Origin of the sequence: Infirmifilum sp. NZ, assembly GCF_022693705.1 — an archaeon.
In the GTDB taxonomy this organism is placed as follows: Archaea; Thermoproteota; Thermoprotei; order Thermofilales; family Thermofilaceae; genus Thermofilum.
The window spans coordinates 1,731,576-1,756,430 of sequence record NZ_CP094288.1; the positions used below are offsets into that span (position 1 = coordinate 1,731,576).

Annotated in this window: 26 protein-coding genes; 18 read left to right on the top strand and 8 right to left on the bottom strand. The window is 56.7% G+C overall.

Going from position 1 to position 24,855, the window contains the following annotated elements:
- The first annotated feature begins 164 nt into the window (after positions 1-164).
- The 3 genes from MOV14_RS09440 to MOV14_RS09450 all read left to right on the top strand — a co-directional run bounded on the left by MOV14_RS09440 (position 165) and on the right by MOV14_RS09450 (position 2,185).
- Entirely contained in the window at positions 165-950 is a 786-nt protein-coding gene (locus tag MOV14_RS09440; protein WP_318537080.1) for a sulfite exporter TauE/SafE family protein, read from the top strand.
- Positions 951-1,009: 59 nt separating this feature from the next.
- A complete protein-coding gene (locus MOV14_RS09445) occupies positions 1,010-1,306 on the top strand; it encodes a hypothetical protein (protein ID WP_318537081.1) in 297 nt (98 codons plus the stop codon).
- A 171-nt stretch (positions 1,307-1,477) separates the two neighbouring features.
- A complete protein-coding gene (locus MOV14_RS09450) occupies positions 1,478-2,185 on the top strand; it encodes a hypothetical protein (RefSeq protein ID WP_318537082.1) in 708 nt (235 codons plus the stop codon).
- A 145-nt stretch (positions 2,186-2,330) separates the two neighbouring features.
- Here the strand turns inward: MOV14_RS09450 and MOV14_RS09455 are convergent, their stop codons facing one another.
- Both MOV14_RS09455 and MOV14_RS09460 read right to left on the bottom strand, forming a co-directional pair.
- Positions 2,331-2,840, bottom strand: coding sequence for an arsenic resistance protein (locus MOV14_RS09455; RefSeq protein WP_318537083.1), 510 nt, complete (start codon positions 2,838-2,840; stop codon positions 2,331-2,333).
- An 11-nt stretch (positions 2,841-2,851) separates the two neighbouring features.
- A complete protein-coding gene (locus MOV14_RS09460; protein WP_318537084.1) occupies positions 2,852-3,349 on the bottom strand; it encodes a bile acid:sodium symporter in 498 nt (165 codons plus the stop codon).
- A gap of 106 nt (positions 3,350-3,455) precedes the next feature.
- On the opposite strand from MOV14_RS09460, the gene MOV14_RS09465 reads away from it, so the two are divergent.
- On the top strand, positions 3,456-3,989 hold the full coding sequence (locus MOV14_RS09465; protein ID WP_318537085.1) for a TetR/AcrR family transcriptional regulator: 534 nt from the start codon (positions 3,456-3,458) through the stop codon (positions 3,987-3,989).
- A gap of 100 nt (positions 3,990-4,089) precedes the next feature.
- Here MOV14_RS09465 and MOV14_RS09470 read toward each other — a convergent pair whose 3' ends face one another.
- Genes MOV14_RS09470 through bgaS form a run of 3 tightly spaced genes read right to left on the bottom strand, consistent with a single transcriptional unit; the run spans position 4,090 to position 6,351 of the window.
- Positions 4,090-4,587, bottom strand: coding sequence for a PIN domain-containing protein (locus MOV14_RS09470; RefSeq protein ID WP_318537086.1), 498 nt, complete (start codon positions 4,585-4,587; stop codon positions 4,090-4,092).
- 7 nt (positions 4,588-4,594) lie between these two features.
- Entirely contained in the window at positions 4,595-4,819 is a 225-nt protein-coding gene (locus MOV14_RS09475; RefSeq protein ID WP_318537087.1) for a DUF7557 family protein, read from the bottom strand.
- Complete coding sequence (bgaS, locus tag MOV14_RS09480; protein ID WP_318537088.1) at positions 4,816-6,351, bottom strand: beta-galactosidase BgaS; 1,536 nt, start codon at positions 6,349-6,351, stop codon at positions 4,816-4,818. Before bgaS ends, MOV14_RS09475 begins: the two co-directional genes overlap by 4 nt.
- A gap of 142 nt (positions 6,352-6,493) precedes the next feature.
- On the opposite strand from bgaS, the gene MOV14_RS09485 reads away from it, so the two are divergent.
- The 8 genes from MOV14_RS09485 to MOV14_RS09520 are packed head-to-tail and all read left to right on the top strand — an operon-like array spanning position 6,494 to position 16,087.
- Entirely contained in the window at positions 6,494-8,389 is a 1,896-nt protein-coding gene (locus tag MOV14_RS09485; protein WP_318537089.1) for an ABC transporter substrate-binding protein, read from the top strand.
- 45 nt (positions 8,390-8,434) lie between these two features.
- Positions 8,435-9,421 (top strand): ABC transporter permease, encoded by a 987-nt coding sequence (locus MOV14_RS09490; protein ID WP_442786711.1) that lies wholly within the window; start codon positions 8,435-8,437, stop codon positions 9,419-9,421.
- Between the two features lies 1 nt (position 9,422).
- Positions 9,423-10,280, top strand: coding sequence for an ABC transporter permease (locus tag MOV14_RS09495; RefSeq protein ID WP_318537091.1), 858 nt, complete (start codon positions 9,423-9,425; stop codon positions 10,278-10,280).
- A 5-nt stretch (positions 10,281-10,285) separates the two neighbouring features.
- On the top strand, positions 10,286-11,257 hold the full coding sequence (locus tag MOV14_RS09500) for an ABC transporter ATP-binding protein (protein WP_318537092.1): 972 nt from the start codon (positions 10,286-10,288) through the stop codon (positions 11,255-11,257).
- The gene (locus MOV14_RS09505) at positions 11,257-12,207 is read left to right on the top strand and encodes an ABC transporter ATP-binding protein (RefSeq protein WP_318537093.1); all 951 of its coding nucleotides are present in this window, start codon (positions 11,257-11,259) and stop codon (positions 12,205-12,207) included. Before MOV14_RS09500 ends, MOV14_RS09505 begins: the two co-directional genes overlap by 1 nt.
- A gap of 1 nt (position 12,208) precedes the next feature.
- Entirely contained in the window at positions 12,209-13,558 is a 1,350-nt protein-coding gene (locus tag MOV14_RS09510; protein ID WP_318537094.1) for a glycoside hydrolase family 5 protein, read from the top strand.
- A gap of 49 nt (positions 13,559-13,607) precedes the next feature.
- Positions 13,608-14,948, top strand: coding sequence for a DEAD/DEAH box helicase (locus tag MOV14_RS09515; protein WP_318537095.1), 1,341 nt, complete (start codon positions 13,608-13,610; stop codon positions 14,946-14,948).
- Entirely contained in the window at positions 14,948-16,087 is a 1,140-nt protein-coding gene (locus tag MOV14_RS09520) for a DUF790 family protein (protein WP_318537096.1), read from the top strand. Before MOV14_RS09515 ends, MOV14_RS09520 begins: the two co-directional genes overlap by 1 nt.
- Here MOV14_RS09520 and MOV14_RS09525 read toward each other — a convergent pair.
- A complete protein-coding gene (locus tag MOV14_RS09525) occupies positions 16,084-17,445 on the bottom strand; it encodes an ATP-binding protein (protein ID WP_318537097.1) in 1,362 nt (453 codons plus the stop codon). The two genes, MOV14_RS09520 and MOV14_RS09525, sit on opposite strands and share 4 nt — an antisense overlap.
- An 82-nt stretch (positions 17,446-17,527) precedes the next feature.
- Between MOV14_RS09525 and cas6 the strand changes: the two genes are divergently transcribed.
- On the top strand, positions 17,528-18,475 hold the full coding sequence (cas6, locus tag MOV14_RS09530) for a CRISPR system precrRNA processing endoribonuclease RAMP protein Cas6 (protein WP_318537098.1): 948 nt from the start codon (positions 17,528-17,530) through the stop codon (positions 18,473-18,475).
- A gap of 57 nt (positions 18,476-18,532) precedes the next feature.
- On the opposite strand, the gene MOV14_RS09535 is transcribed toward cas6, so the two are convergent.
- Positions 18,533-19,654, bottom strand: coding sequence for an inositol-3-phosphate synthase (locus MOV14_RS09535; RefSeq protein ID WP_318537099.1), 1,122 nt, complete (start codon positions 19,652-19,654; stop codon positions 18,533-18,535).
- A 62-nt stretch (positions 19,655-19,716) separates the two neighbouring features.
- Between MOV14_RS09535 and MOV14_RS09540 the strand changes: the two genes are divergently transcribed.
- From MOV14_RS09540 to MOV14_RS09555, 4 genes are all read left to right on the top strand, one after another.
- Positions 19,717-20,067 (top strand): PadR family transcriptional regulator, encoded by a 351-nt coding sequence (locus MOV14_RS09540; protein ID WP_318537100.1) that lies wholly within the window; start codon positions 19,717-19,719, stop codon positions 20,065-20,067.
- A gap of 138 nt (positions 20,068-20,205) precedes the next feature.
- Complete coding sequence (locus MOV14_RS09545) at positions 20,206-20,835, top strand: hypothetical protein (protein ID WP_318537101.1); 630 nt, start codon at positions 20,206-20,208, stop codon at positions 20,833-20,835.
- A gap of 28 nt (positions 20,836-20,863) precedes the next feature.
- Entirely contained in the window at positions 20,864-21,130 is a 267-nt protein-coding gene (locus MOV14_RS09550; protein ID WP_318537102.1) for a transcriptional regulator, read from the top strand.
- Positions 21,131-21,182: 52 nt separating this feature from the next.
- Complete coding sequence (locus tag MOV14_RS09555) at positions 21,183-22,559, top strand: alpha-glucosidase/alpha-galactosidase (RefSeq protein WP_318537103.1); 1,377 nt, start codon at positions 21,183-21,185, stop codon at positions 22,557-22,559.
- On the opposite strand, the gene MOV14_RS09560 is transcribed toward MOV14_RS09555, so the two are convergent.
- Complete coding sequence (locus tag MOV14_RS09560; protein ID WP_318537104.1) at positions 22,556-23,488, bottom strand: S1C family serine protease; 933 nt, start codon at positions 23,486-23,488, stop codon at positions 22,556-22,558. The genes MOV14_RS09555 and MOV14_RS09560 overlap by 4 nt on opposite strands.
- A 158-nt stretch (positions 23,489-23,646) precedes the next feature.
- Between MOV14_RS09560 and MOV14_RS09565 the strand changes: the two genes are divergently transcribed.
- Positions 23,647-24,849, top strand: a complete 1,203-nt coding sequence (locus MOV14_RS09565; RefSeq protein ID WP_318537105.1) for a glucodextranase DOMON-like domain-containing protein — start codon at positions 23,647-23,649, stop codon at positions 24,847-24,849.
- The last annotated feature ends 6 nt before the right edge of the window (positions 24,850-24,855 follow it).

Consider the following 24,855-nt stretch of genomic DNA (forward strand, 5'->3'; position numbering starts at 1 on the left):
GTCTCAGTTATTAACAACCATAAATACTTTACTCACGTACGTTGCCAGCCAAGGCTACTCGGGTCGCTCGCCCAGCACCCGAGGCTGTACTCTTGTAAATAATAGCATGAAATATATTCCTAAATTTACTGAACGGTTAAAAGAGGGCTATCAAATATCTGCCTGTGCTTACCCCAACGCAGGTACTTCTCTCCGTCTTCTCGGGCTTCTTCGTCGGCTTTTCTCTAGGGCTGATCGGCGGAGGGGGATCTATACTTGCCGTCCCCCTGCTTCTCTACTTCGTCGGCCTAAGCGGCTACCCCGACGCCGTGCACGTTGCCGTCGGGTCAACAGCTTTAGCGGTTGGTTTAAACGCCTTCATAAACTCCGCCTACCACCTTAGAAGGGGAAACGTGGACCTTAAAACGGGTACCATCTTTGCGACAGCGGGCGTCGCGGGTTCTCTTCTTGGTGCACAGGTCGGGAGAACAACTCCGGGAGGCTACCTACTAGGCCTCTTCGCGATCTCCATGATCGCTATCGGCCTCTACATGCTCTTATCCCGCGGCGGAACCCGTGAAACAGTTGCCCCGTACCCGAGGAGGAGGCTTGTACTGGTCGTGCTCGCAGGCTTCGCTGTTGGCTTTCTGAGCGGCTTTCTAGGCATAGGTGGAGGCTTTCTCAACGTTCCAGCGCTTGTCTACATTGGGGGCATCGACGTACGGCTGGCAGTCGGCACCTCCCTCATTTGCGTCGGTACCTTCGGGCTCGTCACCGGCATAGAGTACCTCCTGGCGGGGAAAGTGTTGCTCTCGGTCGTTTTAGCGTACCTCTCGGGCGGCCTCGCCGGAGGCTACCTGGGCGCCAGGCTCGCGGTCGGCATCGATAGAAGACTACTCCGCTCGATCTACGGTGTAGCCATAGTCCTGGCGGGCATCTACATCCTCCTGAAAACCCTGAGCGTAGTATGAGGCTCCCTCGATGAAAAATTTATATAATTCTGTGCGATATCCCAAAACGGTGAAAGCTGTTGGGATGGAGGTACGGAGGCTGGCGCAACCGAGGGCCTTGGCCGGGAAACGGCCCTTGGGCTGACCTCCCTCCTTGGGAGAGGCCGGGCTGGGTCTACGGCCCGGGATACTGCTGGCGCGCATACGGAGCACCGGGCTGGTACTACTGGGGCGCAAACCCGACGTTCGATGAGCGATCCGCGGAAGAGTACAAGCGCTTCCTAGAGGAGGAGCTGAAGAGATTGGAAGATTACAAGAAGTCCCTTGAGGAGGAGCTTGCACGGGTCGAAGCTAGGCTAAGGGAGTTGAAAAAGTAGCGGTCAAGCCGCTTTTTTTATCTTCATGGTGCTAGTAACACCTGCGCTTCGTAGCGGCGCGCTTCCACTTCACCCTTGTGTGGCTTTTCCCTCTGCCGTCCCCAGCACGAGTCAGTACTGGGAGAATAAAATATAAAATAAATATAAGTTGAAGCACCTGTGCATTTCCCCATGGCCAGGTTGCCCGACTCCTTTCTCGAGTGGAATTACTACGCCCGGCGTAACCTGCTCCTGCAGCTCGCTGAAGGGAGGCGCTTAAGCCCTGAGAAGTTTTTCCTCGAGTTCACTCGACACAACCCGGCTCTCGTGACGGCTACGTGCGTGAACGGCGAGGTAAAGGTGAACGCGAAGATCGTCGGATGCGGCTACGTCCCGAGGGAGGAGCACGCAGACGAGGTTACACGTAAACTCGAGGAGCACGTGAAGCTTTCTGACGAGAAGTACCTCCAAGCCTCCGGCGATAAAGAGGCACTGAGGAGGCTCTACGAAGAGCACAGCCTCCGGGGCGCCCGTCTTCTGCTGCAGCTCGTTTACCACCCGCGGGGCGTGGCCGAGAAGTACATTGACTTCGAGAAGCTCGCAACTGTGGAGCTCGCCAAGAGGGTGAGGGACAGGCCCCACCAGACCTGGAGCATCGTGCAGAGCGGCAGAGCCGCGAGCCTACTCTTCTTCCAGCCCCCCAGCGTAAGCTTCGAGGTCAAAGGCAGGCTAACCGTGCACCTGGACGACGCCGTGCACAAGCTGGTAACGCTCATACACGACGCGTACCACTACACGCCGCCCGAGCACAGGAGCGACCGGCCCGTCTACGTGCTACACGTGGAGCAGGTTTACGACAAGAGCCCAACGCCTTCAGGCTTCGGGAGAAGGCTCGCTTAGCGGCGCTTCCCCTGCGCTCAGGCCGAAACTCGGTTTTTTCACTTGTCGAGGGGCCTACCAGGGCTTCATAAAAGCTGGGTACTTTCCTAATGAGTTCCTGAAAAGCGAGAAAAATATTCTTAACGAAGGGGGCACGCTTGAGAAGTCACTTCTCCGTCTTAAACCACTTCCTCAGACGCGGGAGTACTCGGAGGTACGAGATTGAAACTGGTGCCTGGATTGCTGGAACCAGGGCTGGGACGAGGGCGGCCTTGGGGCCGAGGGCCATGACTGCGATCATCGCGGCGACGCTCTGGTTCTTGGTTGCTGAGATGTACGCTATAGCAGTGTTGGCCTCATAGCTAACCCCCAGGGCTTTATCTATGGCTGTGATAAGGGCCAGCAGAAAGCCGAGCATGACTGTCTGGAGCAGCAGCACCTCAACGGCCAGTACCGGCGTCTTCAAGATGAGACCCGACTCGTTAGCGACTAGGAGGGCTACCAGCACGAGCATCGACAGCATCGTCGCGAGTTGCGTGTAGGGCTTCAGGTCCTGCGAGATCCAGCTGTACGCGGACCTCTTGTCGCCTCCCGCTCTTGCCTTGTAGTACACGAGGATCCACCGCGTCGCCTGCCCTGCGACGAACGGCACCACGAGGGTGTACAGCACGGACATCATTATCTGGTCTAGCGCAGGTTAAGTGAAGTTGCCGAGGCGTAGGCGCTGAGGTAGCCCGGGATAGCCACGAGGCTGCCGAGCAGGCTGATGACAGCCAGAACTGTAGCGAGCTCTATGTCGCCCTCCGCGAGGAAGACGTAGCTGATCGACGCGCTGCTGGCCGGCACAATGTTTGATGCGACGTAGCCGAGCGCCACCTGCGGGTCGGGGAGCAGGTACGCGAAGAGGATCGCTATGAGGGGCGCAACCACGAAGACGAACACGAGGGATATGAGCATCTCCTTACCCTTTTTAGCGGCTTTCCCCAGCTCCTCGCCCTTCAGCTGGATCATGGACGGGTATATCGTGAGTATGGCGAAAGCCATGATCAGGTTCTTGATGAGGGTGGTGTTCTTCGAGATCCAGGCTTGGAAAGCGACTCCAAGCAGGAAACCCGCAAGCAGGGACAGTAGCGTGTATTCCAGGAAGTGCTTGTTCACGTGGGCCGACACTTTCTTCAGGCTCATGTTGACCATTAGTTCAATGTTGAACAGGCGTTCAATAAAAACCTTTCTGTTGAACAGCTGGACAACGCGTATATACGTGGGCCGGCGTTTCTATACCGGGGTTTCAGTGAGCCTCGAAACGTATCAGAGGATCGTGGAGGCCGCACGTGAGGTCTTCGCCCAGTACGGGTACGAGGCGCCACTCCAACTCGTGGCTAAAAAAGCGGGCGTGGCGAAGTCTCTCGTCGTGTGGTATTTCGGCTCCAAGTGGGACCTCGTAAGGAAGGTGGCCCTTGAGAGCCTCCCGGCGGACGTGGCCCAAGCCTGCACCTCCAGGGGGCTAAGGGGGGAAGAGCTCATGAACTGCCTTATAGACGGCTTCATGCGCAAGTACAGCGACGATGTCACGAGGAGGCTATACATCGAAGCCATGGCGCTCTCGAACAGGGACGAAGAGGTTGGGAGGGAAATCTCTAGGTTCTGCGAGTCCGTTGTCGGGGAGCTAGCCTCCGCGATATACGGCTCAGACACGCCCGAGAACAGGGTCAGAGTGAGGATCATCTTCGGGGCCCTCATGTGCTACGCGCTCAACAAGCCCCGCTTCGTGACCCCAGAGCTCTACGCCGACGTGCTGAAGAGGGTCGCAAAGTGCCCTATCTGAGCGAAATCCACATACATGATAGTGCATAGTATACGTTTAAGTTGAAGACTTCTTCAAGCTTGCTACTTACTACAAAGGAAATCATAACGATATTTTTGAATTAAGGTTTAAGTTTCTCGAGTTTTTTGGAAAGGGCCTCAGTCAGCTCCTCAGTGGATACGAGATTTAGCCCATAGGAGGGAAGCCCATTGTATAGACGAGGATCGACTGTTACGAGGGTCAGGTTGTGCGTCATAGCTGTAGCGGCGACGAGTAGGTCTATCTGGTTCAGGAATATTCTTCTTCGGGATAGTTCCCCGTCGAGCAAGGCAGCTTTCACTATAACATCGTTGTCCACACCCAATACATGGTATATTTTAGACAAGTTACTTACAACTTTGTTTACGTCCACCCGCTGGTGGAAGTAGACGGATGAAGCATACTCGTATACGCTCAAGATAGAGACATAAACTGTGTATTCTAGGAGTAGAAACTCTAGGAAAGCCCTATTCTCCTTTGTATGAAGGATGGCAAGCGCTGTTGAGTCGAGCTGAAAGCCCTTCTCTTCTAAGTTGATTGTAGAGGGCTCCTCTACTCTGTTCTTTGACCTTTGAGACATCGTTTATTCACTGATTTTCTCTCTTCATGGCTTTCCTATCCAATATATATGAGACGAGATCAGAAGACTTCTCAGAGGGTTGGATTAAATCCACAATACTTTGATTTAGCTCCTGCTTCTGCCAAACTTCGATCAACTTATCTATTATCTCGTCGTACGATCGAACTCCAAGCTTCTCTCTAAGCTTCTTGAGTTTCTTCCACGTGATTTCGTCGACAGCTATGGTCTTCATTCTGTCTTCACCTTTAAGTCTGATAGAAGGTATTTGCTTTTAAGGTCTTCTGGGACCCCATTGTTCTCGACGATCCTCCTGTACAGCGTGGCGCTGAATCTGGGCTTTCTTTCTTTCGTGAGAAGATCTACCTCGAACAACCCGAACTTCAATCGGAAGCCGCTCGCCCATTCATAGTTATCTGTTAAAGCCCAGTGCAGATACCCCCTGATATCAACCCCACTTTCGAGAGCTTTTTCCATGACATAGACATGGTTTACAATGTAGTAAGGCCTCAGGAGGTCTCTATGATCGGCTATCCCGTTCTCCGTAATAAAAATGGGTTTCTTGTATTCCCAGCCGATGTTGATCGTATCCAGGAAGCCTTCAGGGTATACCTCCCACCCGAAATCGCTGCAAGGTCTCCCGTCCTTCGAGGCACCGTTCGGCAGACATGCGTAGCCATAGCCCTCAACTCCCTCGAAGTTCAAAAGTGGGATTTCTTCAACTTTTTTCTCGCTCTTTTTTATCACGACACGGGTGTAGTAGTTTATCCCAAGCCAGTCGAGCTTGTTGCCCAAGTGGGGTAGTTTTTCCAGGCTTTTCCCGTCAAGGTGCACGTCCATCACTCCTCTAACCCAAGCCTCGAGAATCAGCTTGTTCCTGAAGTAGTTGTAAGAATCGCAGCTCGACGCGTCGGAGCTGTCTAGCGGGTAAGGTGGTATGATGTTGTGGATAACGCCTATCTCGGCAGGTTCGCGTGAATCAGGGTAGGCCTTTACCCTGTCGAATCTCTTGATCGCATCATATGCTCTGGCGTGCGCTATTATGTGGTTGTGAAGGGCTCTTGCAGCGAGACGAGGTGCCCGGATGCCCGGAGGGAAACCAGATGTGCTTGACAGAAATCCGAGCTCTACCATCACCATGGGTTCGTTAAACGTGGACCAGAGGTCGACGAGGTCACCGAACTTCCAAGCGACGTAAGCCGCAAATTTCGTGAACTCCGTGACGAACATCTCCTCAGCGTAACCCCGTGGTCCTTCCTCGCCGTGTGTATCCCTAACTACTAGAGGATCATGAAGCCATATCGGAAGTGTGAAGTGGTTCAGGTTTACAATCACCTTGAAACCCCTTTTCCGGAGATCCGCTATAAGCTCACGGTAGAACGACACGTACCTTTTGGATGCTATTCTGTCGAGATGCCGCAAAGTCTCCTCACTTATTCTCACATCTTTTATGAATCCCAAACCATCGCGCTCAACATCCACCTCAACGAGAGAGGTCGGATAGGGAAATATCCTACTCCATTCAACAGTGACACGGTAAACATCAAGGGACAGTGAGCGAGCAAGCTCGTGGTCCTTCGGGTAGTACTCAGCGTAATCAACGCCGTCCTCCGGCAAATCGCCGCTCACTAACCCCTCAAATATGTTCTTAGGATCTCTTACCCAAGCCCACCAGTCGGTGTTGGGGTCGATGAACCTTCGAAGGCTATCTCCCATCTCGAACTGAAAAGCAGAGCTGCTCACACCCCAGAATATCCTTCTTTCCATGTTGCTCACTGTGATGTTTCCAAAGTTTCTTATAAACCTTTTCTCAACTTATAAAGATGCCGAAAAATGCAACATGTAATGTTTTTCTAAATTATAACTTGAAGAAAAATTTATAAGACTGCAAGTTACTTATCATCACGCCATGGCAGAAAAAACTTCGAAGAAAAACTTAAGAAGGACAATAACCGCACTGCTTTCGACCTCCCTGCTCCTGCTAGCCCTGTTCTCCGCGCTAGTTTACAGTCAGCCTCTGCCGCGCAACGAGACGATATACGTGGGAGGTGGCCTGTGGTCTCCGCCAAACAACTTCAATCCACTCATCCCCTGGACTGCTGTTACCGGAACCAATGGTCTGATATACGAGACGCTTTTCGCCTACCACCCGTTCAAGGACCAGCTTATCCCATGGCTGGCCGAGAGCGGCACCTGGGTTGACTCCAAAACATTTGAGGTGAAGTTGAGAGACGCCACGTGGCAGGACGGGCAGCCCTTAACGAGTGAAGACGTTAAATTTACTTTCGAGCTTGCCAAGCAGGTTACGGACATATGGTACTCTGGCATCTGGCAGTGGCTAGATCACATCGAGACCCCTGACGCGAAGACCGTCAGGTTCGTGTTCTCTCAACCCCACTACCCAGAGTGGGCGTACGACCTCTACACAATTCCAATAATTCCGAAGCACATATGGCAGAGTATTGACAAGCCGCTAGAACAGGCGAACCTGAACCCTGTCGGCTCAGGCATGTATAAGCTCAAGTCGACTACAGAAAACCAGTTTGTTCTAGAAAGAAACGAGAACTGGTGGGGAATCAAATACTTCGGGAAACCAGGACCCAAGTACATCGTCTATCTGATGGTGCCCAGCAACAACGTCGCTCTCGCTATGCTTGCTAGGGGAGAGCTAGACTGGAGCAACTACTTCCTCGCAGGGATAGGCGACCTCGTCAAGACCTACCCTCACATCATCACGTTCTACGGTAAGAAAGCCGGGCACCTCCCTGCAAACGTAGCATTCCTCTTCATAAACAATCAAAAGGCTCCGCTCAACGACCCCAACTTCAGGAAGGCCATAGCTTTTGCCATCGATGTTGACTCTATAGTTTCGAGAGTGTTCGAAGGAAGCGTGAACAAATCTAACTCCGTCGGCTATCTACCCATCCCTGCCTGGCAGAAATACGAGGCAGTGGATCTAGAACAAAAGCTGGGATTCACGTACAATCCTGATAAAGCGAAAGCTATTCTCGCCCAAGCAGGCTATAAGGACATAGACGGTGACGGCTTTGTCGAGACTCCCGACGGCAAGAAGATTCAGCTGACAATAATCGTACCCTACGGGTGGACTGACTGGATGGAGGCAGCTAGGATCATAGCGGACAGTTTGAAGGCCGTCGGCATATACTGTGAAGCCAAGTTCCCTGACTACTCGAAGTACTACGACGACCTCACCAAGGGTTACTTCGACCTAGCGATAAACAACTTTAACAGCTTCGCCTCACCAGCACCATGGACGCTTTACAACTGGCTCTTCTACGCCCAAACCCCGCCAATCGGTCAGAACAGCTGGAGCGGTAACTTCGGGAGATACAACAACCCGGAGATTACAGACCTGCTCAACAAGATCCTGACAACTCCGCTCACAGACGAGGCCACGCTTAAGCAGTACTACAGGAGAATTCAGGAGATATTCCTGACAGACCTGCCCTACATCCCTCTATGGTATAACGGTTACTGGTTCGCAGCCAGCACGATGTACTGGACCGGATGGCCAAGCCCCGATAACTTCTACGGTGTACCTGTTACATGGAACGGGAACTGGCAACACGGAGGGCTGATGACACTGCTAAACCTGAAGCCTGCACAGCAGGCAGCGGCGCCACCGCAACAAGCTCAGCCAGCTCCGAGCGCACCCACTGCCCCCGCCGTTGACTATACACCCTACATTGTAGCGGCCGTTCTGGTCATTGTGATTATAGTCGCCGTCTACTTCTACCTCAGAGCATCCAAGAAAAAGGCACCTTCAGAGGAGAAGAAGCAATAAAAATAAATAAAAATATTTTTTCTGATGGTGGATAAATTGCCTGGCATAAGAAAGTACCTTTTAAGTAAAGTAACCATCTACGCGGTGACGTTTTTCGTAGCGGTGACGCTGGACTGGGCTATTCCGCGATTCATGCCGGGAGACCCCATCGCTATACTCATTTCTAGGATGTCGACTCTCCCTCAATCCGCTCAGGTTCTGTACAGCTACTTCTACCACGCTTTCGGGCTTAACGAGCCTCTCTGGAAGCAGTACCTAAACTTCTGGGCAGCTCTCTTGCAGGGAGACCTCGGCGTGAGCATCTACCTTTACCCTAGGAGAGTAGCCGACATCATTTTTTCGGCATTGCCCTACGACATCATCCTGCTCTACCCCGCTGTGATTTCAAGCTGGATCGTTGGGAATCTCCTCGGCGCGCTCGCGGCTCGTAGCCGGTTCTTAGATAGCGTCACTCTACCAGTCTTCTACTTCCTGAACGCCTCGCCGTACTTTTGGCTTGCAATCGTTCTGCAGTGGAATTTCACAGTAACGCTGCCGGTTTTCCCTCCCAGCGGGGCCTACACGCCAGGACATATACCCTCGCTTACCTTAGACTTTGTTGTAGACTTCCTTTACCACTACATACTTCCTTTCCTCTCGATCTTCCTAGTTAGCTTGGGTGGTTGGGCGATAGGCATGAGAAACATGATAATATACGAGATCGAGAGCGACTACATACGATACCTCGAATCGCTCGGTGTGCCGCGGAGCCTGCAGCTTAACTACGCGTTCAAAAACTCGATTCTACCTCAGATAACTGGTCTAGCTCTCCAGATGGGCACAGTGGTAACGGGCGCCATAACCACCGAGGTCGTATTCAGCTACCCGGGACTGGGGTACATTCTGATGCAGGGGATTCTGAACGAGGATTACTTCCTGATACAGGGATGCTTCCTCTTCATCGTCCTGCTCGTACTTGCATCAAACTTCGTGATAGACCTGCTCTACGCCGTAATAGACCCACGGATACGCGTTGCAACGGTGGGTGAGTAGAGTGTCTAGACGGTGGACGGGGCTTCTAGGGGAGTTGAAAAGGGCTTTCCGAAACCTAAAGTTCCTCGTAGGCTTCGCACTTCTAATTCTGTTCGTAATAATTGCTGCATTCGGCCCCCTTGCAGCGAAGTACGGTCCGCTTGAGTACACCGGTGTTAGGAGCGCACCGCCCGACCAGCATCCGCCCCTAGGAACCAACCGGTTCGGGTACGACGTGTACTCGCAACTAGTTTACGGCCTGCAGTCCTCGTTGCTCGTCGGCCTAATCGGGGGAAGTCTTGCAACAGTGTTAGGTCTACTCATAGGCTTCGCTTCTGGGTATCTGGGAGGGAAGGTAGACGAGTTTCTCATGGCGGTGACGAACGTGCTTCTCGTCCTACCAACAATGGCTCTCCTGATAATTATCGCGGCCTACCTTCCTTACAGGGGCATCACGATCGAGAGCCTAATCATCGGCTTTACCTCTTGGCCCTGGACAGCCCGCGCAGTTCGCGCGCAAACTCTTTCTCTAAAAACACGGGAATTCGTTCTAACAGCTAAAATGAGCGGGGAGGGCTCGCTAGGGATAGTCTTCAACGAGATAGCCCCCAACATGGCGTCCTACATTTTCATGGTTTTCATACTTCAGTTTGGAGGAGCAATCCTCTATGCTGTGGGGCTGGATTTCTTAGGTCTGGGCCCAACCGCAGGCATTTCCCTTGGTCTGATGCTGCAGCAGGCAACACTATGGAATGCTGTGCAGCTAGGTCAGTGGTGGTGGGCGATTCCTCCCGGGTTGATTATAGCGTTGCTTCTGGTGTCGCTCTTCCTCATAAACACTGGCCTAGACGAGGTGTTCAACCCCCGTCTAAGGAGGTGATTTGCGTGAGTCTGCTTAACGTCGAAAACCTGAGAGTCTACTACGAGACCGACAGAGGATATGTTAAGGCAGTGGACAACGTTTCCTTTGAGGTCCGCGAAGGCGAGGTCTTCGGCATAGCCGGAGAAAGCGGATGCGGTAAAAGCACGCTTGTCCAGTCCCTAGTGCTGTTGAAGCCACCGCTTAAACACATCTCTGGGGACGCCTTGCTTAATGGCCTCAGCCTGTTCAAGTCCGATATAAAAACCCTTGAGAAGATAAGGATGAAGGAAATTTCAATTATTCCGCAGTACGCCCTCAATGCGCTGAACCCTACCCGCAAGGTTAGGGACATTGTCGTGGACATTATTAGGAGCAAAGGGTACCCGTTATCCGAGAGGGAGGTTGAGGAGCTACTGGAGCAGAGGCTCTCCATGGTTATGCTGAGCAAGCGGGTGAAAGACATGTACCCGATCGAGCTCTCCGGAGGGATGAGGCAGAGGGTGAGCCTTGTTATTTCGACCCTCCTCAACCCCAAGCTCTTGATCGCCGACGAGATAACCTCTGCTTTAGACGTTTCAACCCAGAGGAGAATCCTCGAGCTACTACAAGACTTCATGAAGACGGGAATCGTGAAGTCGCTGATCTTCGTCACTCACGACCTCGCGTCCCTGTACCAGATCGCTGACAGAATCATGATAATGTACGCGGGGAAGGTTGTCGAACTGGGACCCATTGACGAGATCATAAACAACCCCGCTCACCCCTACACCCGCGCGCTTATCTCCTCAGTACCCAAGCTCGGCGCCTCGTATAAGACTGGGAGGCTGAGCGGGCTCAAAGGGCACCCGCCCAGCCTACTCAACCCGCCTACTGGTTGCCGCTTTCACCCCAGATGCCCCTACGCGGCTAGAAGGTGCGTGAATGAGGAACCCCCCATGGTGAAGGTGGGAGAGGAGCATTACGTGTCCTGCTGGCTGTACGCGGGTGGTGTATAGTGAGCGAGAGAATCGTGGAATTGGTTAATGTCAGCAAGGTTTTCAGGCTGGGTTTCCTGGGAAGGACGACCATTCCAGCCGTTACAGGTCTAACGATGTGGGTCAACAAGAGAGAAATCTACTCACTGGTTGGGGAGAGTGGTAGCGGCAAGACGACTGTCGCCAAGATGATACTCGGCTTTTACAAGCCCACTGAGGGCAAGGTGCTTATTGACGGTGTTGACGTGAACTCGCTCAAGGATAGTAAGTGGCTTTACCGTAAGGTTCAAGGCGTTTTCCAGGACCCCTACGCGAGCTTCAATCCCGTTCGACCCGTGGACAGGATACTACGTGTAACCGCGGGATTCTTCCACAGTAATAGGAGCGAGGCGGACCGGTTGACGCTTATCCGGCAGACGCTAGAGCGGGTAGGCCTTTCACCGAGCGATGTTCTCGGCAAGTACCCCCACCAGTTAAGCGGCGGACAGTTGCAGAGGGTTGCCATTGCTCGTGCGCTATTAGCTGAACCAGAACTAATAGTCGCTGATGAACCGGTATCAATGCTCGACGCCTCAACTAGGATTGACGTCCTGAACATCTTCCTAGATCTCAAGGATGAGGGCATCTCAGTTCTCCTTATCGGCCACGATATTTCGCTCGCCAACTACGTCAGCGACAGGGTTGGCGTCATGTACCGAGGTGTTCTAGTTGAGGAGGGAGAGGCTACTCAAGTGTTCAACAATCCACTGCACCCATATACGCAGATGCTTGTCTCCTCTGTCCCAAGGATAGACAAAAAGTGGGAAAAGGCCTCAGCCTTCATCCCGGAGAAGAGCGAGGAGGAAGTCTACGCGCTAAAGGGTTGCAAGTTCGCCCTCAGGTGTCCCTTCGCCACCGAGAGGTGCAAAACCGAGCAGCCCAAGCTGATTGAGGTTGACGGTAGGAGAGTCGCCTGCTGGAGGCTTGAGTAGAATGAGTGCGAAAAAAGCTATCTTGTTGTTTGCAATCGCGCTGGCCTTTACAACTGCTGTCTATTTCCTCGTCTTTCATGTCGGCCGCGAGAAGGCCCCTCGGGAAAGCACAAAGCAAATCAACTACCAGAACGCGACAACAACCCCTGGGGCAGGTGGAGAGGGTAAAGAAGCCGGGCCGCCAGGACAACCACCCGGCCCGTCAAACGCCACCGGGAGCGTGTCCCCCTCCGCCGGGGCTGCTTCAGCCGCCTCGGTGAGCGTAAACTACGTGGTTCGGGAAGGCGAGATATACGAGGTGAACGTGACCACCGGCGCGTCTAGGAGGTTGCGGTTATTCGGGGTCAACTGGTTCGGCTTCGAGACTAGGAGCTACGTGGTTCACGGATTGTGGGCTCGAAACTGGGAGGACATGCTCAGGCAGATAAAGAGCCTCGGCTTCAACGCCGTACGCCTCCCATTCTGCACCTACGCTGTTGAAAACCGCACTTTCCCGACGAGCATAAACTACAACCTGAACCCGGACCTCAGAGGGCTCACGTCCGTCGAGATCATGGAGAAGATCGTGGCCAAGGCGAACGAGCTCGGAATCTACGTTCTCCTAGACTACCACAGGCTAGGCTGCGACAACATCGAGCCCCTCTGGTACTCTGACCAGGTCACCGAGGAGAAATTCATCGAAACGTGGCTGAGCGTCGCGAGGAGGTTCTCCAAGTACCCCAACGTCATCGGGGCAGACATCAGGAACGAGCCCTGGGGGGCAACCTGGTGCACCGGCGACCCGGCGACGGACTGGCGCCTCGCCGTGGAGAAGGTGGGGTCGAAGATCCTCGAGGTAGCACCCCACTGGCTCATATTCGTCGAGGGAACCTACAAGTCGAAGCCCGAGATCGACTCGAAGGCCCTGTATCCATACTCGCTTTTCTGGGGCGAGAACCTGCGAGCCGTCAGGGAGTGTCCCGTCCGGTTACCCCCAGAGAAGGTCGTGTACACGGCCCACGTCTACGGCCCCGACGTCGCCAAGCAACCGTACTTCGACGACCCAGCCTTCCCGGAGAACATGCCTGCCATTTGGATGCAGAACTTCGGCTACGTTAAGCTGAACCTCAGCCTCCCACTCGTCATAGGGGAGTTCGGCGGAAGGTACGGGCACGGGGGAGACCCAAGGGACAAGGCGTGGCAGGACAAGTTCGTGGACTGGCTCATTCAGAACCGGATATGCGACTTCTTCTACTGGAGCTGGAACCCCAACAGCGGCGACACCGGTGGGCTACTCCAGGACGACTGGACGAGCATCTGGGCCGACAAGTACCAAAACCTGCAGAGACTGATGCAAGCCTGTAAACCTTAGCCTATAAACTCCCTCAAGCTTTATTACCCCTTAGTTCTCTCCTCTATGCGTGGAGCTCATCTGGGACAGAGGCACTATACTCCTCGACGAGACGCCGCCCCCGGAAGCCCTGAAGTTCTTCAGGCTCGACCAGAGGGTGGGGAAGTACAGGGCCCTCGCGATCCACTACTCCGCCGTCAGGAGGGTGCTCGAGGAGAAGGGGGTTGTCTTCGAGGACCGCGTGCTGCGGCCCGCCTGCAGGGAAGTGAAGGCGAAGGTGAAGCCCGAGCTGAGGCACTACCAGCGTCAGGCCCTGGAGGCGTGGCTCCACGCTAAGCGGGGCGTCGTGGTCATGCCCACCGGCGCGGGGAAAACCTTCGTCGCGATCGCCGCTATAGCTGAGGTCTCGGAGCCGGCCATGGTGGTGGTCCCCACGGTGGAGCTGGTGGAGCAGTGGCGGAGGAGGCTCAGCAGGTACTTCCCCGGGGCTGTGGGCGCCTGGTACGGCCAGGAGAAGGAGGAGAACTGCGTCCTCGTCACCACCTACGACTCGGCCTACATCTCCGTCGAGCAGCTGGGGCCGAAGTACCCGCTACTCGTCTTCGATGAGGTCCACCACCTCCCATCGGAGTCCTACAGGCAGATAGCGGAGCTCTCGCCTGCTCCCTATAGGCTCGGGCTCACCGCGACCCCGGAGCGAGCCGACAACCTCCACCTCCTCCTGGACGAGCTGGTGGGCCCAGTGGTGTACGAGATGAGCGTCTCCGAGGCCTCCGGCAGGTACCTAGCGGAGTTCGAGGTCGAGCTCGTGAAGGTGAGGCTAAGCGAGGAGGAGGAAGCAGAGTACCGGCGGCTCGAGAAAGTCTACCTTGACTACGTGAGGGGGAAGGGGCTCAGGTTCAGGAGCCCCGCAGAATTCCGGAAGCTCGTGGTGCTGAGCGGGCGCGACCCCAGGGCGAGGAGGGCACTGGAGGCGTGGGTGAAGATGAGGAGTATTCTCTTCAACTCGGAGAGTAAGGTCCAGGTGGTGGGGGAGATCCTCTCCAAGCACCGCGACGGCAGGATCCTCATCTTCACCGAGTACACCTCGCTGGCCAGGGCCGTCTCAGAGAGGTACCTGATCCCCCTGATAACCCACGATACTAGCGGCGACGAGAGGAGGAGGGTGCTCGAGGGCTTCAGGTCGGGGGTGTTCAAGGCTATCGTAACAGGCAAGGTCCTCGACGAGGGGATCGACGTGCCGGACGTGAACGTCGTGGTGATACTCGGGGGCACCTCTTCGAGGAGGCAGTTCGTCCAGCGGGTTGGCCGAGCTCTCAGGCTCAAGCCGGAGAAAGCCAAGATCTACGAGGTCGTGACCGCTAGCACGCGGGAGGTCGCCGCCTCGAGGAGGAGGCGGAGGGGGCTGTAGTGCTGCCCGCAGAGCTGCTCAGGGTTTCCAGGAGAGGAGGCTTCGTCAGGCCGGTTTACCTCAACGACCCGGGGCCGGCGGAGTACGTTATCGACCTGTACAAGCCTGGGCTGAGGCTCAGGGAGGCTAGGGAGAGGCTCGCGGAGGCCCCCTTCGACCCCAAGCTGGCCAGGGGGCTCGCCCACATCCTGGAGCGGACGCTGGAGCTTGAGGAGGTGGACAGAGACCTCGTGGCGAGGCTGAGGCTCGAGGTTTTCAGGGAGGCGTCTAGGCAGTTCCCGGTTGTGGACCCAGTTGACAGGGCTATGGTGTTTGAGCGCGTCGCCGCGCGGTTCGGCCTCACCCCCGAGGGGGCCGAGAGGCTGTTCACCAAGGCCTTCGAGGACGAGCTCGAGATCGCGGAGCTGCCGAGGCTTACGGCCGAGGAGCTTGTGGCGATGTACAACACCTCCCTGATTCAGACCCTGCTGTTCAAGTGCACAGAGCTGAGGGTCTACTTCAAGTCAAGCGGGGCCTCCGTGAAGCCCGCGCTGAGAGCCCTGAAGTCGCTTGGCCTGATGTACGTGGCGGAGGAGGCGGGAGACGGCGGCATCAAGCTGGTTATCGACGGCCCGGTATCCGTCCTGAAGCAGACCGAGCGGTACGGGACCAGGCTCGCGAAGTTCGTGCCCTACATCTTCGGCTTCGACGACTGGGCCATCGAGGCCACGATCCGGCTCCACGGCAAAGCGTACACCTTTAAGGAGCAGCGCAGCTCGGCGCCCAGGCTCGTCCCAGCGAAGCCCCATGAGGAGCTCTTCGACAGCCAGGTGGAGCGGGAGTTCTACAGGCAGCTCTCCCAGCTGTGCGAGGTGGAGCGGGAGCCCGAGCCCCTCGTCGTCGACGGCAGGATATACGTGCCGGACTTCAGGGTCGGGGAGCTCTACATCGAGATCGCAGGCTTCTGGACGCCCGACTACCTGAAGAGGAAGTTCGAGAAGCTCTCGCAACTAAAGTCCCCGATCCTCGTCCTCGTGGACGAGAAGCTAGCCGTGTCCGCGTGGAAGAGCCTGCCGCACTACGTCGTCGCCTACAGGGAGAGGCCTAGGATAAGCGACGTCTACAGGTACGTGCGCGCACACTGCCGGAAGAGAGGCTAGCAGAGGTCTCGTAGCTCGAAGACCAGGAACCCCTCTCTCTGGAGCTCCTCCCTATCCTCCACCCTCAGCGCCGCTATGCCGTACCACTTCTCGGCTCCAGGTAGCCGCCTCGCCTTCAGCTTGAGCTGGGCCAAGACCTCCTCCGCCTCGCGCAGGCTGAGCTCCCTGCACTTTGCCTCTACGATCACTACTCTTCCACCCTCCCTGTCCCTAGCAACAGCGTCTACCTCCCCCTCGGGGCCCGACCAGCTACCTATCTTCCACGGCTTGAACGGCAAGCTGAGCGTGTGGAGGCTCTCTCTCACAACGTCCTGAAAGACCAAGCCCAGGTAGGATCTGAAGTCCCTCTCAACCTCCTCCAGCACCTCATCCACCATTCCCAGCTCAAGCAGGCTTCTGTTGGGGTGGACGTAGCGGAACCAGAACCTGTAAAAGTTGTCCTTGACCTTGTACGCCGGTCTCCCTCCGAAGACAGGCTCCTCGCGCTCAACCATGTCCAAGTCCTCGATCAGCACTCTCAGGTAGTAGTTGACTGATGTCCTAGCCGTCTTGAGGCTCCCCGCGAGCTCGCTGAAAGAGGATTTCCCCGACGCTAGGAGCCTCAGGACCTCGAAGTAGACCAGGCTACCTCTGAGCTCTGTCCTGAGGAGGAACTCAGGCTCGTAGTAGAGAGGAGACCGGTTATCTAGGACAAGCCTCCTGGCCTCAGAGCTCCAGCTTGGGCTCTCAACGAGCGAGAGGTAGTACGGCGTCCCGCCGAAGACAGCGTAGAGCATCAGCGCCTCCTCAGGCGTCGCCCCAGCCCTCGCGCGGAGAAACCTACACGACGTGCGGAAGTCAAACGGCTTGAGCTTCAGGAAGCTGGTTGCCCGGCCGTAGAGCGGCTGCCCGCTCCTGAAGAAGCGCTCGATCATGCCGACCGCTGACCCGCTTACTACGAGCATTAGCTTCGTGCCGGCAGCCTCCTCGTCTATGACTCTCTGGAGATCAGTCAGAGCCGACCTGTCAACATCCACAAGCCTCTGAAACTCGTCCACCGCTAGGATGATCCTCCGGTCCCTCGCCGCCCTGAACACCCCCGAGAAGATATCCCTCCAGCTCGGGTTCCTCGGCACACGAACCCCCAGCCTTTCCCTGATTTCCCACGCGATGCTCTCCCTCAGCTCTGAAGACGGCATCTCGGACACGTAGAGGTATAGTGAGTTGGGCTTGCCTCTCAGGAACTGCCTGAGGAGGAAAGTCTTCCCTACGCGCCTCCTACCGAAGAGAACGACGAAGGAGAAGCCGCTCCTGCGGTACTCCTCCTCGAGCGCCCTCAGCTCCAACTCCCGGTCGAAGAATACAGTTTCGTTAATCATTAACCAATTAATCATTAATGCATTAATTAAATCTTTCCTCACCCAATGAGTATATTATCGCGTTCATCACAGTCTAGTTGAAATGCCCCGAGTGGGTAGCGCTATCGCAAGGATGTATACGTTCGAGCTGCTGTTCGAGAAGGACGCGGAGCTGCCGAGGTGGAAGGGCAACATCATAAGGGGCGCACTCGCCGCGCGCCTGGCAGAGTTCTGCCTGAAGGGGGAGCCCAGGTGCTCCGGCTGCGAGCTGCTCCATGACTGCCCCTACGGCTACCTCATCCGAACCCCCAGCAAGGGCGTTGTCCTCAGAAAGCTCGAGGGCGTCTCAAAGCCCCTGGTTCTCAAACCACCCCTAGACTACATCTCCGGGGTTCGCGAAGGCTCAGCCTTAACGTTCAGCGCGGTGCTCTTCGGCGATGCCGTGAGGTTCGAGAAGCACCTCCTGCTGGCGGTGTCCCAGATGGCGAAAAGTGGGCTTGGTAGGCGGGAGAAGAGAAGCCCCCTCAGGCTCGTTAGAGCCTGGGTTGAGAACCCCTTCACGCACTCCAAAAGCCTCATCTACGAAAGCGGAAGGCTTTACTCCTCGGACACATGGATACGGGAGCAGGACGTAATCCTGCCGAGCGCGAGGGTCTACTCGGTCACGTTCCTTACGCCCACGAGGATACTCAGGAACGGCGCGCTGGTTACGCGCCCCACCTTACGGGACCTGATCGCCGCTGCGATGAGGAGGTACACCACCATAGCGGCGCAGTACATGCTCAAGAAGCCCGAAGAGGCTCTGGGCCGCAGGTACTCCCCCTCCGAGATCTTGGAGAAGGCGGAGAGCGCGAAAACACTGGCGCTAGAAGTCCGCCGCGTATGGCTGGTCTACAAGGGCGAAAAGGAGGAGTACATCTCCGGCCGGGCGATCTACGCGGCCGACCTGACGCGTGCTCAGAGGAAGATCCTCGGCTTCGCGCAGCTCTCGCACGTGGGCAAGAGGGCGTCCTACGGTCACGGCTGGATAAAGGTCGAAGCGGTCGCTTAACCTCTGCACGCGGCCCGCACGTGGCGACGCAGCGGCTCGGACCCTTTGCCAAGCAACTCAGAGAGATTTTATGAACCGCGTTAGGAGCTCGTACGCGTGAAACCTTGAGATGTTCCTGGAGCCCGGCGGCGCAGGCCTCTTCATGTAGAACGCGTTGACCTCGTATACGGTGCCCCTGAGGCCCTTCTTCTTTAGAAGCCATCCTATACGCGCCAGGTCGACTATGAGGCCCGCAAGCGCGGGGCTGTCGTTGATCCTCATGTTAACTATGAGCTCGTCCACAGCCCCGTTGAAGCTCTCCCACCAGATGTGCATTGCAACAAACTTCTTGTCGCCCAAAGGCTCAAGGTACCCCGTGGGCTTTATGTAGTGCGGCGCGTCGTAGCCGAGGATGTCCCGTACGACGCTGCTCTTCGTCTCCTCCTTGGCGCGGTTTCTCTTCTCCTCCGTTAGGGACAGGAAGTCCGTGTTGCCGCCTATGTTGAACTGCGCTATGCTGTAGACTCTCCTGTTTCGCTCTCTGAGGTGCTCCAGCAGGTCAGCTGTAAGCGGCGTGGCACCCGTGGCGCCGTCATCCCCTAAGACAATGCAACCGGTCTGCTCCGCGAGCTTCAGGATAGCGGGGGAGTGAGCGACGGGCGTGGGGTTCAAGTTAACGTAAGCTAGCGGGCCGATCCTGCGTGAAGCCTTAAGCGCGAGGTAGGCGTAAACTTGCCCCGGCGCGGCATCCCCTCTGGCCACAGCCCCCTCGAACTCCTCTATGTCCTCGTAAGCGTGTGCGCTCTGAGTCGTGGTCACGTCCAGGATTACATCCGGTTTAAGCTCCTGGATAAGCTCCTCGACTCTGCTTAGCGAAAGGCTCCAGTCCTCATTCTCCACCGGGAACAGGTCCCTCACCCACTCACCGCCTAGTCCCCTGTGGACGTAAACGTCGCGCAGAGCGCCTGAGGGGCTCCTCAGCCCGTAAAACTCCTCAGCAACGCTGGCGAGATCCCTCCCGACCTTCCTTTTATCCACGTCGACTGCGCCAACAATCTCCACTTCATCGATGCGGACGCCGAAGTCTTGGTCAGCGAGCGGCACACCGTAAGGCTCAGCCTCCCCGCTCTTCACCCTCTCGAGCCCCACAGCGAAGTTAGCCGCTACCTGACCGAAGCCTATTACCAGTGTTCTAATCATCGTTAGAGTCTAATGATTATTAGATATTTAAGGTTTATTAAACTCTGAAGCGAAGGAATTCTGTGGAGACGAGGGCGTTAACACGTCTCAAGCGGAAAACGCAGGTCGAGATCCTCTGGCTGTACATATCCGCGATACTGTCTGAGGGGGACTCCTACGCCTACGACATCTCCCGGAAGATAAACGCGAAGTACGGGTTCAACCCAGGCAGGGTTCTGCCATACGTTGTACTCGGCAAAATGGAGTCGGAGGGCCTGGTGCGCTCATACTACGACGAGAGGAGGAAGTACTACACGCTAACGGACAAGGGCAGGCAGACTTACTGCTTGGCGTTGGAGATGCTCAGAGAACTGCTCCAGAAGCTACCTGAAACCCCATGCCGCGAGAGCGCCTCGGACCCCAAACCCGCGTAGCGGCTCGGTGGACCTCTCAGCTGAGAGGCACGCGCCCACCGTGGCTGATCGACAGCCCCTCGCGTCGCGAAGGGCTCTTGATTTACGAGTAGCACACCCATTTATTACGGCCCAAAAGCCCCTAGAGTCTGAGAAACAATGACCCGTGAAATGGTGGAGCTCGCGGCTCTCGCGGAGAAGCTGAGGGGCTACCTTGAGCTGGTTTTCGCTGCGAACCTCTTCTTCTCGATCGGCTTGATGCTCGGCGGGTACTGGTTGGTAACCTTTTCGCTGTTCGTGATTTTCGAGCTAGGGGCATCGTTGCACGCCTGGCTTGCCGCCGTGGTGGCGAACTTCGCGCTAGCCGCCTTAGCCGCGTGGCTGCTCTCCAGAGTCTCCCCTGGCGCCGTCAGGCGGGCCTGGGCTCTGGGGGGCCTCAGGAGCCTTCTTGCTCTTGCTCCGTTTGTAGTACTCTACGCCCTGCCGTATCCGACGCCGTATGTTTACGCGGTTCTCTGGGTCCCCGCCCTAGGGATCTACCACCTGATCTTGTACGCCTTCGCACGAGGGGCAAGGCACTCGAAGCTCTTCCTGCTGTCGGCGCTGCTCATCCTGCTGGGATCACCCGCCCCCCTGTGCATCGCACTCCAGCAAGCCCAGGGCAGTGCCGACTCCCTAGCGTTCCTCTTCACTCCCATACTAGGGCTGGGCATCGTCCTCCTCTCGTACTTCGTCTCCGCGCTCTATGGTCTGTGGCTGGCGAAGGGGTGCCTGGAGTCTGGCGAGTAGCGGTCTCCCCGAGCTCGACGAGGAGCTGATGAATGCTAAGAGGTTTGCCATAGTCACCTTACTGTACTCCCTGGGCCCGCTCACCGTCTCGGAGATTGCTAAGATAGCTGGCCTGAGCATAGGAGACGCCGACACCCACCTTCGGAGGCTGAGGGAGAAGGGCTACGTGAGGGTGTACAAGGCTTTCACGGACTGGGGTCCAAGGACGGTCGTCGAGCTCACGGATGATGGGGCGAGGAGGTACAGGGAGCTCCTCGCTAAGCTCAGGTCCCTAGCGGATCGTCTTGAAAAGTAGTTTCTCGGAGTGTTAAGAAACGGTTATTTTAGCCCGCCCGCTTCAGGGGCTTGTGTCGAGGGTTAAGATCGCGGTCATAGGCGCTGGGAGCATCGCCTGGAGCTCTAAGATTATACACGACCTGCTTCACACGCCCACGCTCTTCGGGAGCGAGGTCGTGCTCATGGACATCGACCAGGGAAGGCTGAGGCTCGTGGAGGGCTTCGCTAAGAGGTATGCCTCGGAGCTGGGTGCCGACATCAAGTTCATCGCTACCACCGACAGGCGCGAGGCGATCAGGGACGCCGACTTCGTCGTCAACACTGCGATGTTCGGCGGCCACAGCTACTACGAGAAGATGAGGGAGGTGTCTGAGAGGCACGGCTACTACAGGGGCGTTAACAGCACCGAGTGGAACATGGTCAGCGACTACCACACAATCTGGGGGTACTACCAGTTCAAGCTCGCGCTGGAGGTGGCGAGGGACGTAGAGGAGCTAGCGCCCGAGGCATGGCTGCTTCAGCTGGCGAACCCAGTGTTCGAGCTCACCACGCTGATCTCCAGGGAGACTAGGGTTAAGGTCATAGGTCTGTGCCACGGCCACCTAGGCTACAAGGAAATCGCCCGCGCCCTCGGCTACGACCCCGAAAAAGTCGAGTTCGAAGCGATAGGCTTCAACCACGTGATATGGCTGACCAAGCTAACGTACCAGGGCAGGGACCTCTACCCGCTGATCGACGAGTGGGTGGAGCGCAGAGCCAGCGACTACTGGGAGAGGTGGAGGCTCACCCAGAGAGACCCCTTCGACATACAGCTGAGCCCCGCCGCGGTCGACATGTACAAGCGCTACGGCCTCTTCCCCGTCGGGGACACCGTCAGGGGCGGGACCTGGATGTACCACTGGGACCTCAGGACGAAGCAGCGCTGGTACGGGCCAACAGGAGGGCCCGACAGCGAGGTAGGCTGGATGCTGTACCTGGCGAGGCACGAGTGGTACACGGGCCTGCTGGAGAGAGTCGCCTCGGACCCGAGGCTCTCGGTGTCCAGCTTCTTCCCGCCGGCAAGGACGGATGAGTCGCTGATACCTATCATAAGCTCCATCGCGAACGACCAGCCAGCGGTGTACCAGGTGAACATACCCAACATGGGCTCCATCGACGGGCTCCCCGACAACGTGGCTGTGGAGGTCCCAGCGGAGGTCTCCGGGAAGGGGGTCAGGAGGACTCTAGGCTTAAAGCTCCCCGGGAAGATACTCAAGGCGGTTCTCTGGCCCCGCATGATGCGGATGGAGATGGCTCTGACCGCCTTCCTGGAGGGGGGCAGGCAGATCCTCATCGACTGGCTCATGCTAGACCCCAGAACAAAGTCCGAGAAGCAGGCTGAAGAGGCCTGGGAGGCAGTCCTCTCGCTCCCCGAGAACCAGGAGATGGCCCGACACTACAGGGGTTAAGGAGCCTCCTCAATCCGGACAACGTACTTCCTAACGACGCCCCTCCTGTAAACCTCAAGCTCAATGCTTTCTCCCACGCCTCGCTCCCTCAGGGTGGCGATGAGGTCGGAGACGCCTTTCAGCCGCCTCCCGTCGGCGGATAGTAGAATGTCCCCGGGCCTGATGCCCGCGCGGTGCGCAGGCCCCCCGGCGGCTATCCTCACAACGAGGACCCCGCCGGGCTCCCTCAAGCCCAGCTGGAGCGCGACCATAGGAGTCACGTCCAAGCCGTAGACGCCTATCCAAGGCCTAACTATCCTGCCGAAGCGGCGCACCTGATCCAGAGCCCAACGGACCTCGTTCACTGGGATGGCGAAGCCTATCCCCTGGGCGAAGGGTATCATGGCCGTCGTTATCCCGATGACCTCGGCGTCCAGGTTCACCAGAGGCCCCCCGCTGTTACCCGGGTTCACGGCCGCGTCGGTCTGGATCATGTTCTCGTAAACCTTCCCCTCGACTCGGAGAGTCCTGCCCACGCCGCTCACGATGCCGAATGTGAGCGACGGCCCGCCTAGCAGCTGGCCGAACGGGTTACCGATAGCGAGTACGAACTGGCCGATCTGAACCCTGTCGCTGTCCCCTAGCCTAGCCGGCTGCAGATCAGCCCCATCCACCCTGAGGAACGCGATGTCCCACTGCGGGTCCTCCGAAACGACCTCAGCGGGGTTGCTTTCGCCGTCGGGCGTCGTGACGGTGATCCTCTCGAAGCCCTCGACGACGTGCGAGTTAGTGGCTATGATGCCCCTGTCAACAGCAACTCCGGAGCCGAAGCCCGTTATAGGCGCTTGTGTGAAGAGGAAGTCGATGACCCTTAGGGTAGAGACGCCTACAACGCTCGGCAAAACCCTGCTGTAAACCTCGATAACCCTCCTCTGCAGCTCCTCTGCCATATGGCCGACACCGCACAGCGGTATTTACGCGTATCGCCGGAAAATCGGCAGTAGAGGACTATAGTATCAATATAATCCCACGAAGTATTAAATAAACAGATACAGAAATCCTTTTAATTAACGGTGTGACAAGTTTACACGCCAGAAGGTGAAAGCAGTTGAGTAAAGGCAGACTGTTTGGAGCGTTAATCCTGGCAGTGCTGGTGTTCTCGCTAGCGATAACACAGGTGGCTAAAGCCGAGAACCCTACCATCCAGGTTCCAGACCCTGAGGGAGACGACAAGGGCCCAGGCTTCTACGGCTACCCCACGGCTGACGTCTTCAAGCCAGGGGTTTTTGATATCGTGAAGTTCGAAGTCTACACAACCGACACCGCGGTAACCTTTAAGGTATACTTCAAGGACCTCGGCGGTAACCCGTGGGCCGGTAAAAACGGCTTCTGCCTCCAGCAGGTCCACATCTACATACACACGGATGCAACGCCGAACGTGCCCGCCAGGCTAAGCGCGGTGGGACTGAACCTGAATTTCGACCCGACCTGGGCGTGGCACTACGCCCTCATCATCGGCCCCTGCTGGGAAACACCCCCTCAGCCCCTGCCCACTGGGCAGTGCGCGGTCCTCTACAGGCCCTTCGACGAGGTCGTCCAGGACGATAAATTTAAGGTAAGTGTAGATGGCAACGCCATCGTAGCCACCGTGGACAGGGGTCTCTTCGAGTACGGTGACGTCGGCAACATCAAGAACTGGAGGATCGTGGTGGCCGTAGCGAGCCACGACGGCTTCGGCCCACTGAAGATCAGAGGAGTTGGCCTCAGCAAGGGCGACTGGAACATCTGGGCCACTGCAACGGCAACTGATGCCCAGAAGACCCTGATAGCCAACGCCATAAAGTTCGGCATCGAGCCTCGTGTGCTCGACATCGCAGTGTACGCGCCGGAGTACCCTAACGGTATTACAGCTGACCAGCAGTACGCGTGGCTCAGCAGCATGGACATCGACGCAAAGATGCCCGCCACTATTCCGCCCATAGCTTCCCAGGTGGTCGCGCAGCTCAAGGCCCAGCTTTCCTCCGTGACGCAGGAGAGGGACAGCCTCAAGTCGCAGGTCAGCAACCTCCAGAGCCAAGTTTCGAGCCTGCAAAGCCAGCTCAGCAGCCTTCAGAGCCAGGTGAAGTCCCTTCAGGACCAGAACTCGCAGCTCTCAAGCGAGCTGGAGTCCCTCAAGGCTTCTACCATTAATACTGGAGTCGCGGCGGCTCTAGCGGTGGTGCTTCTGCTTGTCGGCGTAGGCGCGGGCTACTTCCTTGGCAAGAGGAAACCCAAGGAGGCAACCGGGGGGACTCAAGTCAAAACTTCTTAAAAGTAT

What these genes read in the sequence shown, in the direction of transcription:
- MOV14_RS09450 (WP_318537082.1), top strand. Translation starts at nt 1,478, where the DNA reads ATGGCCAGGTTGCCCGACTCCTTTCTCGAGTGGAATTACTACGCCCGG.
- MOV14_RS09455 (WP_318537083.1), bottom strand. Translation starts at nt 2,840, where the DNA reads ATGTCCGTGCTGTACACCCTCGTGGTGCCGTTCGTCGCAGGGCAGGCG.
- MOV14_RS09460 (WP_318537084.1), bottom strand. Translation starts at nt 3,349, where the DNA reads ATGAGCCTGAAGAAAGTGTCGGCCCACGTGAACAAGCACTTCCTGGAA.
- MOV14_RS09470 (WP_318537086.1), bottom strand. Translation starts at nt 4,587, where the DNA reads ATGTCTCAAAGGTCAAAGAACAGAGTAGAGGAGCCCTCTACAATCAAC.
- MOV14_RS09475 (WP_318537087.1), bottom strand. Translation starts at nt 4,819, where the DNA reads ATGAAGACCATAGCTGTCGACGAAATCACGTGGAAGAAACTCAAGAAG.
- bgaS (WP_318537088.1), bottom strand. Translation starts at nt 6,351, where the DNA reads ATGGAAAGAAGGATATTCTGGGGTGTGAGCAGCTCTGCTTTTCAGTTC.
- MOV14_RS09485 (WP_318537089.1), top strand. Translation starts at nt 6,494, where the DNA reads ATGGCAGAAAAAACTTCGAAGAAAAACTTAAGAAGGACAATAACCGCA.
- MOV14_RS09510 (WP_318537094.1), top strand. Translation starts at nt 12,209, where the DNA reads ATGAGTGCGAAAAAAGCTATCTTGTTGTTTGCAATCGCGCTGGCCTTT.
- MOV14_RS09525 (WP_318537097.1), bottom strand. Translation starts at nt 17,445, where the DNA reads ATGATTAACGAAACTGTATTCTTCGACCGGGAGTTGGAGCTGAGGGCG.
- cas6 (WP_318537098.1), top strand. Translation starts at nt 17,528, where the DNA reads ATGCCCCGAGTGGGTAGCGCTATCGCAAGGATGTATACGTTCGAGCTG.
- MOV14_RS09535 (WP_318537099.1), bottom strand. Translation starts at nt 19,654, where the DNA reads ATGATTAGAACACTGGTAATAGGCTTCGGTCAGGTAGCGGCTAACTTC.
- MOV14_RS09545 (WP_318537101.1), top strand. Translation starts at nt 20,206, where the DNA reads ATGACCCGTGAAATGGTGGAGCTCGCGGCTCTCGCGGAGAAGCTGAGG.
- MOV14_RS09550 (WP_318537102.1), top strand. Translation starts at nt 20,864, where the DNA reads ATGAATGCTAAGAGGTTTGCCATAGTCACCTTACTGTACTCCCTGGGC.
- MOV14_RS09560 (WP_318537104.1), bottom strand. Translation starts at nt 23,488, where the DNA reads ATGGCAGAGGAGCTGCAGAGGAGGGTTATCGAGGTTTACAGCAGGGTT.